This window comes from Brevundimonas intermedia, from assembly GCF_027922165.1.
Taxonomy (GTDB): Bacteria; Pseudomonadota; Alphaproteobacteria; order Caulobacterales; family Caulobacteraceae; genus Brevundimonas; species Brevundimonas intermedia.
Window position 1 is genome coordinate 690,234 of the sequence record NZ_BSFD01000002.1, and the last position, 14,892, is coordinate 705,125.

Consider the following 14,892-nt stretch of genomic DNA (forward strand, 5'->3'; position numbering starts at 1 on the left):
CGCCGGTCTTTTTCCTTGGCGCTGGTTAGGCGAGGACCACGATGGTCACGCGGCGGTTCTGCGAACGGCCTTCCGGCGTGTCGTTCGAGGCCACCGGCTGCTCCTGACCATAGGAGATGGTCGCCATCCGGTTCAGGGCGACGCCCTGACGGTTCAGGAAGCGACGGACGGCCTCCGCCCGTTGCTCGCCCAGCTGGTCGTTATGTTCGGGCGTGCCGGTGGCGTCCGTATAGCCCTGGATTTCCAGATAGACGTTCTTGTTCTCGCCCTGCAGACGCTGGGCGAACTGGGCCAGGCGCTGCTCGGCTTCGGGTGACAGGGCCGCCGCGTCGGTGGGGAATTTCACGGAGTCGTCCGACAGGACGACCTGATAGAGGAACTTGCCTTCCGCCAGCTTGTGCGCGTCGTTGGCGCGTTGGAGGGCCTGGCCCGCCGTGCCTTCAACGCCGGTCACACGCGTATCCACCACCTCGACCTGATCACGCACGAAACGATGGCTGGCGCAGCCGCTGGCCGCGAAGCCGAGGGCGATAAGGGCGCCGCCTAGGACCGCCGTCCTGAGTTTCGATCTGCTCAAGTTCATGTCTCCTTCTTGCTGGGGGCGCCACGCCCAGTTCCATGCGCCAGATGAAACTGCGGTAGGAGGGAAGGCGGAGTAATGACGAGCTTTGGGCGGTAAAATGTCAGCTTAGCCGTTATATGAGCACCTGTTTCGCACAAATATTGCGGCAGATCGGAACCAGAGCGCGAGCCAGGACGTTGGCCCGCCAGTAGGCTTCGCCGTATGGCGGACACCACATTCTATTTGTGATCTTGAGCAGCGGCCGGTTGTATTCGGACTCATGCCACGTTCCTGACGCGACCAGATGTTTTCAACAGGCGGTCGTGATTTTTTACAGGGGTTCGTCGCGGATGACCATGCGAACGGCGTCTCACACCACATCACGGATAGGCGATTGAGCGCCGCAGCGACGCGACGACGGGCGCTGGCGATCGCGCCGGTGCTGGTCGGACACGCGGCCCTGGTGCTGATGATGACCGCCGTCCAGCCTAAGACGCCGACCCTGCCGACGCCGGAACCGGCGATCGTGGTCGAACTTGCCGCGCCCCCTCCACCGCCTCCGCCAGCGCGTGTCCCCGCACCCGCCCCTTCGCCCACGCCGGACGCCCCGGCCGCAGCGGAAGAGAGCCCCGCTCCGGCCAAGCCTGCCCCGCGACGCGCGCCGCCCGCCGTCGCGGCGGCGCGGCCACGCCTGGTGGTGGACCGGCTTCCGCCCGACGTGGAGCCCCTGCCCGCCGCCCCCGCGCCGCCGGGACCGCCCCTGCCCTTGCTGGGCGCGGCCCAGCTGGCGGGCGCAATGACGGTCGGCGCGGGACCAGGCGGCGGCGGCGGAAACGGGGTTGGCGGAAGCGGCGGCACCGGAGGAACGGGATCAGGCCCCGGTTCGGGCGGCGGGTCCTGCGACATGGTGCGCTGGGTTCAGGACGCGGTGCGCGACGACGCCGCCGTTCGCCGCGCCGTCATCTCCGCCAGCCACGAGATGAACGCCTCGGGCCGGGCCATGCTGGTCTGGGACGGCGACTGGCTGCAAAGCCGCAACCAGTCAGGCAAAGGCCTTGCCGGCGTGCGCCAGGCCATCGCCTTGGAAGTCGCCTTCGCTCCGGCCGAGTGCAAGAACCAGCGGATGACCGGCCTCGCCGTGCTGAAGCTGGAGGATGGCGCCGAAGGGGCGCGGATCGCCCTGGGCAAGGGGAGCTGGCGCTGGTCGGATCTGCTGGGGGCGGGGTGAGGCGCTTCCTGCTTTCGTCATTCCGGGCGAAGGGCCGCTTCGCCCGAAGACCCGGAACCCAGCGGCGCCGAAGGCGAAATCTATCCGCCGCTAGGTGTTGGAAGATCAGAGTCCGCGACAGGTTCGCGCTCCCGCGCGCCGCTGGGTTCCGGGTCTCCGCTTCGCTTCGCCCGGAATGACGAAAGAAGGGCTGGTCAGGCGCGCGGGCCAAACAGGATAATCCCCGCCCCGACCAGACAGACCAGCCCGCCGATCAGGTCCCAGCGGTCGGGCGTCGTCTTCTCGACCACCGCCATCCAGACCAGAGAGGCGCAGATATAGACCCCGCCATAGGCGGCGAAGGCCCGGCCGGCCGCGTCGCTGGGGACCAGGGTCAGCAGTCCGGCGAAGGCGATTAGGCAGACTACGCCCGGCGCCAGCCAGAACGGCGACCGGTCCAGCTTCAGCCAGGCCCAGAAGGCGAAACAGCCGCCGATCTCCGCCAGCGCCGCCAACGGATAGATCAGCAGGGACTTCACTCGGGTGTGTCCGTCTTCGACTTCGCCGCCCGTTCGGCCGCCAGCTTGGCCAGCACGCGCCCCCGGCCCTTGGCCAGGGCGTGGATGGCGCCGCGCATGGTGGCGACCTCCTGTTCGGAGAAGGCGGCGCGGCCCAGCATGACCCGCAGGTTCTGGCTCATCGAACGCTTCTTCTCGGGCGGATAGAAGAAGCCGCCGAGCTCCAGCTCCGCCTCCAGATGTTCGTACATGCCCACCAGCAGATCGTTCGACGCCGGCGGCTCGCTGTCGCGGAAGCGAGGCGGCGGGGCGTCCAGGATCAGGGTGCGCCACTCATAGGCGTTGATCGCCACCGCCTGGGCCAGGTTCAGCGAGTGGTGTTTCGGATCGATGGGAATGGTGACGATGCCGGCGCACAGGGCGATGTCGGTCGTCTCCAGCCCCGCCCGCTCGCCGCCGAACAACAGGCCGGTCTTCAGGCCCGAGGCGGTGTCGTCGTACAGGATGCGGCCGGCCTCGCGCGGGGTGCGAACCGGCTGGCGCGTCTCGCGTGGACGGGCGGTGGTGGCGAAGACGGTGTTCAGGTCGGCGACCGCCTCGGCGACGCTGTCGAACACCCGCACCCCCTCCAGCACCCAGTCAGCGCCCGAGGCCGTGGCCCAGGCCCGTTCCTGGGGCCAGCCGTCGCGCGGCGTGACCAGACGCAGGTCGGTCAGGCCGAAATTGGCCATCACCCGCGCCACGGCGCCGATGTTCTCGGCCATCTGAGACTTGTCGAGGATAACGGCGGGGGGCGTGAGATCGGCGGCGGCGAAATCGGGAGAAGCGGACATGGCCGCCTCCCTACCCGTCCAGACCGTAGCGGGCCAGACCATAGCGGTTTAGAGCTGCGCGCAGATCGTCCAGGTGCGGCGCATAGTTCTTCCACCGCCCTGACGCGCGAGCGTACAGAGGCTCACGCACCTGCCAGACGCTGGCGGTGCGGACCGGCCCTTGCCGCTGATGGAAATCCATCACCGACGGCTCCCAAGCCAGGCCGCAAGCCTGGACCAGATCGCGCACGGCCGGCTCGCCCCGCGCCACCAGGTCGTCGTAGTCGACCTCGTGCACGTCGTCCGGCCAGACCGACTTCCAGTGCGCCGCCAGCCGTCGTTCCTGGGCCGTCCAATGAGCGGCGTGCTCCAGGTCCAGCGCATAGGCCATGTCGTAGGACAGGTGCAGGAAAAAGACCGACAAGGCGTTGTCGATCGGATTGCGCACGGTGTGGATGATCCGGGCCTTGGGGAACAGGGTCTTGGCCAGGCCGATATAGAGGATGTTGTCCGGCCGCTTGTCCGTAACGACGCCGACGCCGGGCACGCGCTCGCGCACGGCGTTCAGATAGACGTCGCGGATCTTGCGCCGGCTGGCGTCGTCGAACACGCCCAGGGCTTCGGGGAAGGGATTGAAGACATTGGCGGCCAGGGTCGGCAGCAGGTCCAACTCTCCACCGGCGCGCACGCCGCTGTGTCCGCCCAGGATGCGCTCGACCAGGGTCGAACCCGAACGGAACATGCCGCAGATGAAGATCGGCGCCGCAGCGGGATCGTCGTCCTCCAGGGCCGCCACCGGGGCCGGCGTCGCCGCGATCAGCCGATCGACGAGGGCCTCGGCCTTGGCGGGATCGTAGACGACGCCCTTGGCCCGAGCCAGGGCGGCGCTGGCCTGGTTGGCGGCGGCATAGGCGTGGAAGGCCGCGTCATAGTCGCCCGCCGCGTCCAGAATCCGCCCCAGGGCGAAACCCAGATCCGCCTGTTCCAGCCCTTCCGGCGTGGCGGCCAGGGCGGACCGCAGCCGACCGATCAGGGGATCGTCCGGCGTCGCCGTCGCCTGCACCCCCGCGAGCCGCGCCAGGGCCGTCCCATGGCTCGGTTCGGCGGCGAGAACGGCCTCATAGGCCTGCCGCGCCTCGTCCCGTCGCCCGGCGTCCTCGTATAGATTGCCGAGGTTGAGCCGGGCGGGCGCATAGGCGGGCGACAGCGCGAGCGCAGTCTTCAGCTCGGTTTCAGCCGCATCGGGCCGGTTCAGATCCTCGGCGAAGATCACGGCGCGGTTCAGGTGGATTTCCTGCGGGTCGCGCGCGCCTTGGGCCAGGGCCTGATCATAGGCGGCCAGGGCGTCGTCTAGGCGACGCATGCGCCGCAGAAGCCGGCCCAGATCGTACCAGACATCGCCCAGTTCCGGGCGCTCGGCGACGACGGATTGATAGAGGACCACGGCCTCGGGGATGCGCCCTTGGCGCTCGAGGGTCGCGCCTTGAGCGAGGCGGACTTGGTGTGCGTCAGACATTAGTCTTCACCGACCATGGCGATCCAGGGATCGACGGTTCCAGCCTCAACCTCGGCGACCTTGACGGCGGGCCAGCCGATGGAGGCGCTGCCCGAGGCGGTCCAGGCGGCGGTGATGAAGTCCCGCAGCTCGGCCGCGCCCGCCGCCAGACGTTCGTTGACGAAGGCGGCGCCGCGCGGATCGCTGTCGCGGAAGCCCCCAGCCTTCTCCAGCCGGTAGAAGGGAATGACTGTGCCCACAGTCGTGGTCAGGTAGGCGACGGTGCGGGCCTTGACGTCGAACCCGTCCAAATTGGCGGCCGGCATGGGGGCCTCGACCGCGTCCAGACGAGCGACGCGGTTGGTGAACTCGCCCTCGAACAGGGCGTGGGTCTGGCGCGAACTGGTGAAGCCTTCGGGGTTCGGGAAGTCGCCCCAGCCGTTGTAGTGGATCGTCGTGTGGTGCGGCTGAGACCCGTCGCCGACATAGTGGCCCATGACCCCGATGTCGCGCAGGATCAGGGCCTCGCGACGCAGGCGGTCGGCCCGGTACCAGGCCTGGCGCTCCATATTGGTCTCGCGCTTCTCAGCGGCGTTCAACACGCGCCAGTAGGCGAAGTCGCGGCCCAGATTCTGCCAGGCGTCGATCATGGCGTAGGGCAGATAGCCGGCGTCATCGACGTCCAGCCCCGCCTTGGTCAGGGCCGCATCATACTCGGACTTCAGGCGCGGCAGTTCGGCCAGGGTCATGCCGCGCGGGTCGAAGACGTGGCCGTTGTCATCCAGGTCAATGAAGTGGGCAGTGTCGCGTTCGCGGTCGTGCGGCTGGCCGGCGCCCTTCCAGCGGTCGGGTTCGCGCGCCAGCTCGCCGACGTCGGCGATCGCGCCAGGCGTCTTCAAGAAGGCGGGCAGTGCGTCAGGCAGGGCCCGCATCGCCGCCACGCCAATGAGCCTGTGCCCGGTATTGCCCCAGGCATCGACAGTCACGGCGGGCGCGACGACGGCGATGAGCGCCAGGGCGGCGATGGCGAGACGTTTCATGAGACGGACCCGGAAGGAAAGCACTGCGCCTCTAAAAGCATGATCGGGGCGGGGCTGAATAGGGGGGCGCGAACAGGCGCCCTCGACCTCAGTCGCCGACGGTTTCTCGCGCGACCGGCGCAGGCGGTCCCGCCTCGTCTTCGTTCAGCAGTTTGCCCTCGCGGCGCGGCTTGACGTAGGGGGCGGGCTGCGGCGTCGGCATATTGCCGCGCATCAGCTGGCGGCCGGCCTTGATGCCGCCGGTCAATTGCAGGTCGAGACGCGCCTCGTCGCGGCGGCGGACGTCGCCGATCGTCTCGGCCGCCTGCCCCTCGTCCATGCCCAGCTCGATCAGGGCGCGCTTGCCGAACTTCAACGCCGACTCGAAGGTCTCGCGGATCTGATAATCGACCCCGGCCTGGATCAGCCGCATCGAATGGCCCCGGTCGAAGGCGCGGGCCATGATCTTGGTCGTCGGGAACTCGGACTTGACCAGTTCGACGATGCGGTCGGCGACCTCGGGCTTGTCGACGCAGACCAGGACGATCTCGGCCTCGTCCGCGCCGGAAGCGCGCAGCGTGTGCAGCTGGGCGCCGTCGCCGTAATAGACCTTGAAGCCGAACTGGGAGGCGGCCTGGATCATCTCGACGTCGTTTTCGATGATCGAGACATCGACGTCGCGAGCCAGCAGGGGCTGGGACACCACCTGGGCGAAGCGGCCGAAGCCGATGATCAGAACCTGGCCGCGCAGATCCTTAGCGAAGTCCACGCCTTCGGCGTCCTCGGCAGACACCCTCGGCTTTGGCAGCAGGCGCCGGGTCATCAGGCTGGTCAGGGGCGTCAAGGCCATGGACAGGATGACGATGGCCGAGAGCATGGCCCCGACCTGAGCGTCGAACAGACCGGCCGTCACCGCCGCACCGTAAAGGACGAAGGCGAACTCGCCGCCCTGGGCGAACAGGGCCGCCCGTTCCACCGCCTCGTGGTGCGAAGCCTTGAACAGGCGAGCCACGCCATAGATGCCCAGCGCCTTGACCGCCATGAAAGCGACCACGCCGCCGACGACCAGACGCCAGTCGGCGACCACGACCGACAGGTCCAGCGACATGCCGACGCTGAGGAAGAACAGGCCCAGAAGGATGGCGCGGAACGGCTCCACATCGGCTTCCAACTGATGACGGAAGGTCGATTCAGACAGCAGCACCCCGGCCAGGAAGGCGCCCATGGCCATCGACAGCCCGCCCAGCGACATGGCCCAGGCGGCGCCGACCACCACCAGCAGGGCGGCGGCCGTCATCACCTCGCGCCCGCCATACCGCGCCAACAGGCGAAAGATCGGATTGACCAGATATTTGCCGGCCAACAGCACGCCGCCGACCGCAGCAACCGCGAAGCCGATGGTCTGCCACAGCGGCGGCGCCTGCTCGTTGGCCACGCCCAGCACCGAGGCCAGAATCGCGACAATGGCCAGAAGCGGCACGATGGCCAGGTCTTCCAGCAGCAGGATCGAGACGGACCGCTGTCCGGGCCCGCCCGCGATCTCGCCCCGCTCTTCCAGCATCTGCATGATGACGGCGGTGGACGACAGGACGAAGCCCATGGCGCCGACGAAGGCGACCGGCGCCGAAAAGCCTGCGAGCATGGCGGTCAGGGTCAGGATCAGGCCGCAGAACAGGACCTGGGCCGCGCCCAGACCGAAGATCTCCTTCCGAAGACCCCAAAGGCGTTTGGGCCGCATCTCCAGCCCGATGATGAACAGGAAAATGACCACGCCGAACTCGGCGACATGCAGGATGGTCTCAGGCTCCTGAAACAGCTTCAGGCCGAACGGCCCTATGGCCAGCCCGGCCGCCAGATAACCGAGCACGGACCCCAGCCCGACCCGCTTGAACACCGGCACGGCGATGACGCCCGCCGCCAGCAGGGCCGCAGCCGCGCCCAGATCCAGTCCCGTCGCCGCCTCGGCCATCATGTCCCCTGATATGCGAACCACAATATTGGGGAAGCGGACGCGATAATGCGAGCCCTATCCGCCCACACCAACGCCGCGATCAACCAAAGACGACGCCGATTTTCGTCAGGCCGTCTCCGGCAGGGGACATGACCGACCAATCGGCGGCCAGTCCATCCGCCAGGCTTTTCAACCGCTCCAGAATGGCGCGCATCGGATAGGGGCCGGTGCTGATCCGACAAGCGCCCGCCGCGAACAGCGCCGTCGCCGGCGGCGCGTCCGGCCCCGCCATCAGGCTGATCGGCCCGCCGACCCCATCGGCCAGACGCTTCACGACGGCGGGATCGGTCACACCCGGCAGGAAGACGACATCCGCCCCCGCCTCCAACCAGGCGCGACCCCGTTCGATCGCCATTCCGACCCGCTCGACCTCGCTGTCGCCCAACCCCAACAAGAAGACGTCCGTGCGAGCGTTGATGACGATTTCAGGCACGGCGTCGCGCATCGCGGCGATGCGGGCTTGCTGATGGGACACCGATGTAAGAGCGCCGGGCGCAGCATAGTCCGCGTCCTCAAAGTTTACGCCGACGGCGCCGGCCGCCCAGGCCTGGCGCGCGGTCTCGGCCGCATCGGCCGCGGTGGGGCCGTAACCGGCCTCGACATCGGCGTTCAGCGGCAGATCGAGGGCGCGGGCGATGGTCGCGATCTCCCGCATCATCTCGGCGCGCGTCAGAGCCTCGCCGTCGCGAGCGCCGCGCGCCCAGGCGACGCCTGCGCTGGTGGTGGCCACGGCGGCGAACCCTGAGGTTTGGAACACTCGCGCGCTGGCGGCGTCCCAGGCGTTCGGCAGGATCAGACCGCGCTGGCGATGCAGGTCGCGGAAGACTTGGGCGCGGCGTGTTTGGTCGGTCATGCTGATCTCCTGTCTGGATGCGCCATCTGACATCAAATCCAGGCCCAAGGGCTGGCGATTTTCGGACGCGGGCAAAATGACAGCGTAACGGCCTCAGCTCGCCGCACTGCGGCGGGTCACAGCGGAACCCCGCTGCTTTCGACGGGTTTTACCGTCAAGCCTTCACGAGGAAATCCGATGAAAATCCGCGACGTCATGACCAGGGATGTCCACCTGGCCCACCCCGGCGATACGATCCAGGAGGTTGCGGCGCGGATGGCGAAGGGCGACTTCGGCTTTGTGCCCGTGGCGGACGGCGACCAACTGATCGGCGCCATCACCGATCGCGACATCGTCGTGCGCGCCCTCGCCGCCAGCGCCGCCCCCACGGCGCCTGTCGTCGAATATATCACCCGTGATCCGCACACTGTCTTGGACACTGACGACCTGAAGTCCGTTCTCGACCTGATGGGGTCGCGCCAAATCCGACGCGCGCCCGTGGTGGACAAACACGGCCGGATCGTCGGGGTAATCTCGCTGGGAGACCTGTCCACGCGGGTCAAGGAGAAGTACGCCGGCGAGACGCTGGAGAGTATTTCGCGTTAACCCAACCCTCACACCGGACGCTAACGCCCGTCATGCATCCTCGCGGAAATCGCTGGAGGGTGGGATGGCGCGCGCGCAGTTCCAGAAGGGTCAAAAAGTCTGGGTCGAATGCGTCGGCGCCTGGGCCACGATCGAAAAGGTTCAGCCCGTCTGGGCCAAGGGTTTCGACGAGCCGGTGCGCGTCACTTACGACGTGGGCCTTGGGCGTGAATTCGCCGCCACCGAACTGATGATGGCTGCAGAAGACGCCGCCGGCGCCGAAGTCGGTGACTGGCGCCTGCTGCGGGCGCGCAACAAATGGCAGGCGGAGGAAGACTGCCTGCATCATCCCCAGCCTGGAACCTACCCCGTCGTCGTCACCGACACCGCCGATTGGGGCGGCTGGCGGGTGCCGGGGGCGGAATATGACCGGGACCCTGAGAAAATCGAATTCCAAGCCCGGCTGATCGCCACCGCGCCGCGCCTGATGCAACTGGCCGAGAGCTTGATCGATTTGGTGGCTGAGGCGCCCGACGACGCTCCGCCCGCGCTTCTGGCGTTGGCGCGACAGGCTCGCGACACCCTACGGCCGGTCACCGAGATACTTGAATCGCCGCCGGCGCGGATTCCATCCCCGGCGGCGGCCGCCTGAGGTTCAGAAACCGTTAACCAAGCCTCGACAGGAATCCGCGACGCAGCCTAGATTCCCCCTGAAGCTGATTTGGTCGGGAGATCGCCTTGCGGGGCATGGAGCGGAGGCAGGAAGGACGGGGTCGACGCGCCACCGACCGCGCCTCCGGCGCTCCGGCCTGGATGCGGATCGGCGCCCTGGTTCTAGCCTTGGGCGCCACCGGCTACGGCCTTCTGCTGTCACGCGAGGCCGGCCGCCCCGTCCGTGAGGCGCTGCGCCTCAGCGAAGAGAATTTGACCCTCAATGCGCAATTGACGGCCCGCCGGACCGCGGACCTGATGCGCACTGCGCGCGACGGTTTGGACGCCGGCGAAGCCGCCCTGAGTGAGGACGCCGAACCCATCGCCGTCGTGGAGGCCGCGCGTCAGGCGGCGCCGGACATTGGCTTCACCGTCATCGGCGCCGATGGCGCCGTCCTGGCCAGCCAGGGCGAGGGCGAGATCGCAATGCCTGGATCCGACCTCTGGGAACGACGGCTGGAAGCGCGGATCACGCCGCCCCTTGAGAAGGACGCCGGCATACGGATCGTTTCCGCCGCGGGGATCGTCCTGGCCTCCCCAAACGCCGACGAGCAAGGCAAACCGGCCCAGGCCGTGCTGGGCGTCGCGGCGGGCGACCTGGCTTCGCTGGATCAGCCGCGCGAGATCAAGACCGGCAGTGTCGAGCGCACGGTCGTGGCCGTGCCGGTCACGCCAGGCGGTCCCTATGTGGTGGCGTCGGGCGAACCGTCGGCGCACGGGCTGGCCGCGCTGATCGACGACTCCTGGGTTCTGGGCGCGCCCATCGTTCTGGGGCTGGGCGTCGTAGGCCTGTTCCTTTGGCAAGGCGTGCGCCGGGCCCGCGCCAGCCGCGAATGGGCCTCGTCCGAGCGCCGGTTCCGCGTCGCCGTGGAAGCCGCCCGTTGCGGGGTGTGGGAATGGGACCTGGAGGCCGAGGAAGTCACACTGTCCGACTACATGGCGACCCTGTTGGGCTTCGAACGGGGCGGCGTGACGTCCAGCGATGCGGTGATGGCCCGCATCCATCCTCGTTTCCGCGACGAAGTGCGGCACGCCCTTCGCCAGGCCTCGGCCTATGGCGCCTTCGAGGTGACCTTCCCCGTCCCCGGCGAGGGCGGGCGCACCCGCTGGATCGATGCGCGGGGGCAGGCGCGCGGCGAACGCGGCGAGGCCGGTTTTTCGGTCATTCTGGGGGTGGCGCTGGACATCACCGAGGCACGCCGCGCCAAGGCGGCCGCCCAGTCGGCCGAAAGCCGGCTGCGAGACGGGGTGGAGAGCATTTCCGACGCCTTCGTCCTGTTCGACCGGCACGGCCGTCTGATCCTGTCGAACCAGGCCTTCGAGGACGCCTTCGGATTCGAGCGAGGCGTCGTGCGACGCGGTGCGGCCAAGGATGAGCTGAACCGGATCGCCGCCCTGGCCATCAAGGCCGAACATGCCCCGGCGCATGGGCGCGCAGGGCTGCGTGAGGTCGAGTTGCATGACGGGCGCTGGCTTCAGCTGTCCGAACGCTTCACCTCCGAAGGCGGATCGGTCGTCACCGCCGCCGACATCACCGCCATCAAGCGCGAGGAGGCCGAGCGCCGCCGCGCCGTCGAAGATCTGAGCCGGACCGTGGCCCAGCTGGAATCCAGCCAGCAGATGCTGTCGCAACTGGCGCGGAAATACGAGGTCGCCATGACCCGGGCCGAAGCCGCCAACCAGGCCAAGTCCGAATTCCTGGCCAATATGAGCCACGAATTGCGCACCCCGCTGAACGCCATCAACGGCTTCTCGGAGATCATGGCCGCCGAACTGTTCGGCCCCATAGGCGACAAGTACAAGGGTTATGCCGGCGACATCCTGAAGTCGGGCCAGCACCTGCTCAGCCTGATCAACGACATCCTGGACATGGCCAAGATCGAGGCCGGCAAGATGACCCTGCACTACGAGCCCGTATCGCTGCACGAGGTGTGCGACGACGCGGTCCGTCTGATGCGCGGCAAGGCGGAGGACGCAGGCCTGACCCTGACCGTCGAGGCCGGCGACCTGCCCGATATCGAGGCCGACCAGAGGGGCGTGAAACAGATCCTGCTGAACCTGATTTCCAACGCCGTGAAGTTCACGCCCGAGGGCGGCGCCGTCACCCTGTCGCTGACGCCGTTCAGGGGACCGGCCGGCGAGGATCGTATTCGGGTCGCCTGCGCCGACACGGGCATCGGGATTGCGCCTGAGGATCTGCTGCGTTTGGCTCGCCCGTTCGAACAGGTCGAGGGCCAGCATTCGAAGACCACCCAAGGCACCGGCCTGGGCCTGGCCCTGACCAAGTCGCTGATCGAGTTGCACGGCGGCCAGCTGGCGATGCAGAGCGAACCCGGCGTCGGCACCGTAGTCAGCTTCGACCTGCCGACCCGGCGGCCGACGTCTTCGGTCACGCCGATGAAGACCGCCTTGGCCGCCTGAGCCGGGGCGCCGATTGATCGACGCCCAAACGAAAACGCCCCGGAGCCTAAGCTCCGGGGCGTTTCGCCTAAGGACGCCGCCGGAGGCGGATCCCCACAGATCGTCAGAAGGCGTAACGGACCGAGGCCTGGATCGTCCGCGGCGCGCCTTGCGACGCATAGGGACGGGTAGACGCGCTGTAGCCGGGCTCTCCGGGCGTGACCGTCACGATCGTTCCGAGCGAACCATAATAGTCCTCGTCGAACAGGTTGATGACGTTCAGTTGCACATAGGTGCCGGCCATGCCGAAATAGCCCAGGTCGAAGCGGGCGTCGGCGTTGACGGTCGTATAGGCGTCGACCTTCAGATCGTTGACGTCGGTGACCCAACGCTCGCCGACGTATTTGACCTGAACGCCCGTCTGAAGCGGACCGGCTTCGTACTGGGCGCGCAGACCGAAGGTCCAGTCCGGAACCTCGACCAGGGTTTTGCCGGCCGTATTGTAGGTCGTGGTCGTGTTATAGACCACGTCGTCCTTGATCTCGCTGTCGTTGTAAGAGGCCGACAGATAGATCGACAGGGGCTCGATCGGCGAGAAACCGAGCTGGGCGTCGAAGCCCTTCAGGTCTACGTCGCCGACGTTGCGGTCGGCGTAGATTTCGGTCTCTTGATCATAGGTCGAGAGGATGCGGTTTTCGAACTTGCTGTACCAGACGCTGGCCGAGGCGATCAGGGTTCCGCTCTGATAGCGATAGCCGATGTCGAAGGTCTTGCTCTTCTCCGGATCGACGATCGGGCTGACCAGGTCGCCATCATCGTTGTAGATCACCGTGTACAGATTGTCCGTTCGCGGCAGGGTCAGGCTTTCCGCATAGGAGCCGTACACGCTGTGGGCGGAGTTGAAGCGCCAGGTGGCGTTCACGTTCGGCAGGATGTCGTCGAACGTCTTCTCGCGGCTGTAAGGGGCGATGTAGTCGGTCGTCGACGTGCCGAAGCGGTAGTAGGTATAGTTGGCCGTCGAGTTCGGCGAAACCGTCGCCGTCTGTGTGGTGCACAGCACCGAACTCGTGCCCTTCGCCGAGTAGCAGTACTGGTTCATCTCGCGCTTGAAGAAGGGCGCGCGGACGCCCAGGCTCAGACGCAGGTGGTCGTCGATGAACTTGCCGCGATATTCGACGGCGAACTGGTTCAGTTCGGCATAGGACAGGCGGTCACGCGAACGCAGGGCGTAGCCGTCCAGGTTGACGACCCGGTTGTCCTCTTCCTTCAAGCCGCCCCAGGTGTCGGCGAAGACCGGCGCGGAAGCGTTCGTATAGTCGACATAGCCGTACTGCCCCGTCTGACGGTGACGCGCCCGATCATAGGTATAGGCGAGGCGGAACGAGTGGTTCTCGCTCGGCGACCACAGCAGCGACGTGTTGATGCCATAGCGCTGGGTGTGGGTATTCGACGGCGTCATAACGCGAACGCTGTCCAGCGTGTCGCCGTCGCCGTTCAGGTCCACGCCGCCCGAGGTGTGCGAACCGCGCAGCTGGGCATCGGTCTCGCTCAGGCGGGTATTCTGCGATCCGCCATTGGCCAGGACATATTGGAACGAAGGGTCGAACGTGAAGATCAGGCCCTCAGTCAAGGTGAAGCGCGACTGTCCGCGGATATTGCCTGTGTCCGAGGGGTTGATGCGGAGACCCCAATAGGTAGATGCACCGCTACCGTTCTGATCGACGTCGGCCGAGCCGTTGACAAACGTCGGGGCCGTATAGGTCGGGGTGAAATCCACATCCCAGCCATAGGGGCTAACCTCAACGTCGGAACGCGAGTCCGTAGCCGACTGGATCAGATACGGGCCGTTGTAGGCGTTGTTGCGATTGCGGTTCCAGTGCGCGGCCAGCGAGACAAAGTCGCCGTTGTCGCGGATCGGCTGGTAGATCTTGGCGTTGTACTGGATCTTGTTCAGATCGCCCTGCCCCTTGAACTTGTCATAGGACTGGTCGGAATAGGCGAACCAGGCGCGCGTGCCCCAAGGGCCGACAGCGCCGGTGTTCAGCAGCATGGCGAAGCGCTGATAGTTGAAGTCGCCGAGCGAGCCCTGCACCCAGCCGCCGAAGTCTTCGGTCGGATTGATCGATGAGATGTTGATCGTGCCGCCGGTGGCCGAGGCGGTCGGGCTGTCGGCGTCGGTGGTGCCGGTGTTGACCGTCGCCTTGTCGATCAGATCGCTGTCGAGTTGCTGGTTTGTATAGAGAGAGTAGTTGCCCGAATCGTTCAGCGGCATGCCATCAAAGGTCTGGGCGATGCGGGGGCCGTCGAAGCCGTGCAGGCGGATATTGCCGCCCGACGAACCGTACGGGTCGTTGTTGGTGAAGTTCATGCCCGGAACCAGGTTCAGGACTTCGTTGATCGACTGGCCCGAGACCTGGGTCGAAATCAGCTCCTGATTGATGGTCGAGCGGCTCTTGCCGACCTGCTCGGCGGTGATCACGCCGTCGATGGTGCGCGGACCGCGCTGACCCGTGACAACGATTTCGTTCAATTCGGCGGCTTCGGTGCCCGTTGATTGGGCGGAGGCGGTTCCGGCGAGAGAGAGAACGCCGGCCAGGGCGGTTGTCGCCCAGATCAGCTGTTTGCGGCTTGTCATTTAATCGATCCCCGATTGATGCGTACGGGCGGCCGTATCGGCTCTCCCATCGCTCGCCCGGTAATCGGTTCAGCAGAACAATTCTCGAAAAAAATGTGAAGTATA

12 protein-coding genes are annotated in these 14,892 nt (G+C 66.9%); 4 read left to right on the top strand and 8 right to left on the bottom strand.

The window, feature by feature from the left end:
• Positions 1-25 precede the first annotated feature (25 nt).
• Positions 26-583 (bottom strand): OmpA family protein, encoded by a 558-nt coding sequence (locus tag PKE72_RS06050; protein WP_373878070.1) that lies wholly within the window; start codon positions 581-583, stop codon positions 26-28.
• Between the two features lie 373 nt (positions 584-956).
• Here PKE72_RS06050 and PKE72_RS06055 point away from each other — a divergent pair, with 373 nt between their 5' ends.
• Entirely contained in the window at positions 957-1,790 is an 834-nt protein-coding gene (locus tag PKE72_RS06055; protein WP_271164468.1) for a hypothetical protein, read from the top strand.
• 194 nt (positions 1,791-1,984) lie between these two features.
• Here PKE72_RS06055 and PKE72_RS06060 read toward each other — a convergent pair whose 3' ends face one another.
• From PKE72_RS06060 to PKE72_RS06085, 6 genes are all read right to left on the bottom strand, one after another.
• A complete protein-coding gene (locus tag PKE72_RS06060) occupies positions 1,985-2,308 on the bottom strand; it encodes a YnfA family protein (RefSeq protein ID WP_271164469.1) in 324 nt (107 codons plus the stop codon).
• Positions 2,305-3,120 carry an RNA methyltransferase gene (locus PKE72_RS06065; protein ID WP_271164470.1) on the bottom strand — a complete coding sequence of 272 codons (816 nt, stop codon included), beginning with the start codon at positions 3,118-3,120 and terminating at the stop codon, positions 2,305-2,307. The genes PKE72_RS06060 and PKE72_RS06065 overlap by 4 nt, the downstream gene beginning before the upstream one ends.
• 10 nt (positions 3,121-3,130) lie before the next feature.
• Positions 3,131-4,615 (bottom strand): tetratricopeptide repeat-containing sulfotransferase family protein, encoded by a 1,485-nt coding sequence (locus PKE72_RS06070; RefSeq protein ID WP_271164471.1) that lies wholly within the window; start codon positions 4,613-4,615, stop codon positions 3,131-3,133.
• The gene (locus PKE72_RS06075) at positions 4,615-5,634 is read right to left on the bottom strand and encodes a phospholipase C/P1 nuclease family protein (RefSeq protein WP_271164472.1); all 1,020 of its coding nucleotides are present in this window, start codon (positions 5,632-5,634) and stop codon (positions 4,615-4,617) included. Before PKE72_RS06075 ends, PKE72_RS06070 begins: the two co-directional genes overlap by 1 nt.
• 88 nt (positions 5,635-5,722) lie before the next feature.
• On the bottom strand, positions 5,723-7,585 hold the full coding sequence (locus PKE72_RS06080) for a monovalent cation:proton antiporter-2 (CPA2) family protein (RefSeq protein ID WP_271164473.1): 1,863 nt from the start codon (positions 7,583-7,585) through the stop codon (positions 5,723-5,725).
• A 79-nt stretch (positions 7,586-7,664) separates the two neighbouring features.
• The gene (locus PKE72_RS06085) at positions 7,665-8,477 is read right to left on the bottom strand and encodes an isocitrate lyase/PEP mutase family protein (protein WP_271164474.1); all 813 of its coding nucleotides are present in this window, start codon (positions 8,475-8,477) and stop codon (positions 7,665-7,667) included.
• 177 nt (positions 8,478-8,654) lie between these two features.
• On the opposite strand from PKE72_RS06085, the gene PKE72_RS06090 reads away from it, so the two are divergent.
• From PKE72_RS06090 to PKE72_RS06100, 3 genes are all read left to right on the top strand, one after another.
• Complete coding sequence (locus PKE72_RS06090) at positions 8,655-9,062, top strand: CBS domain-containing protein (protein WP_271164475.1); 408 nt, start codon at positions 8,655-8,657, stop codon at positions 9,060-9,062.
• Between the two features lie 64 nt (positions 9,063-9,126).
• The gene (locus PKE72_RS06095) at positions 9,127-9,693 is read left to right on the top strand and encodes a hypothetical protein (RefSeq protein WP_271164476.1); all 567 of its coding nucleotides are present in this window, start codon (positions 9,127-9,129) and stop codon (positions 9,691-9,693) included.
• A 95-nt stretch (positions 9,694-9,788) separates the two neighbouring features.
• Positions 9,789-12,173 (top strand): PAS domain-containing sensor histidine kinase, encoded by a 2,385-nt coding sequence (locus PKE72_RS06100; RefSeq protein ID WP_271164477.1) that lies wholly within the window; start codon positions 9,789-9,791, stop codon positions 12,171-12,173.
• Between the two features lie 103 nt (positions 12,174-12,276).
• Here the strand turns inward: PKE72_RS06100 and PKE72_RS06105 are convergent, their stop codons facing one another.
• Positions 12,277-14,787, bottom strand: a complete 2,511-nt coding sequence (locus PKE72_RS06105) for a TonB-dependent receptor (protein ID WP_271164478.1) — start codon at positions 14,785-14,787, stop codon at positions 12,277-12,279.
• Positions 14,788-14,892: the final 105 nt, after the last annotated feature.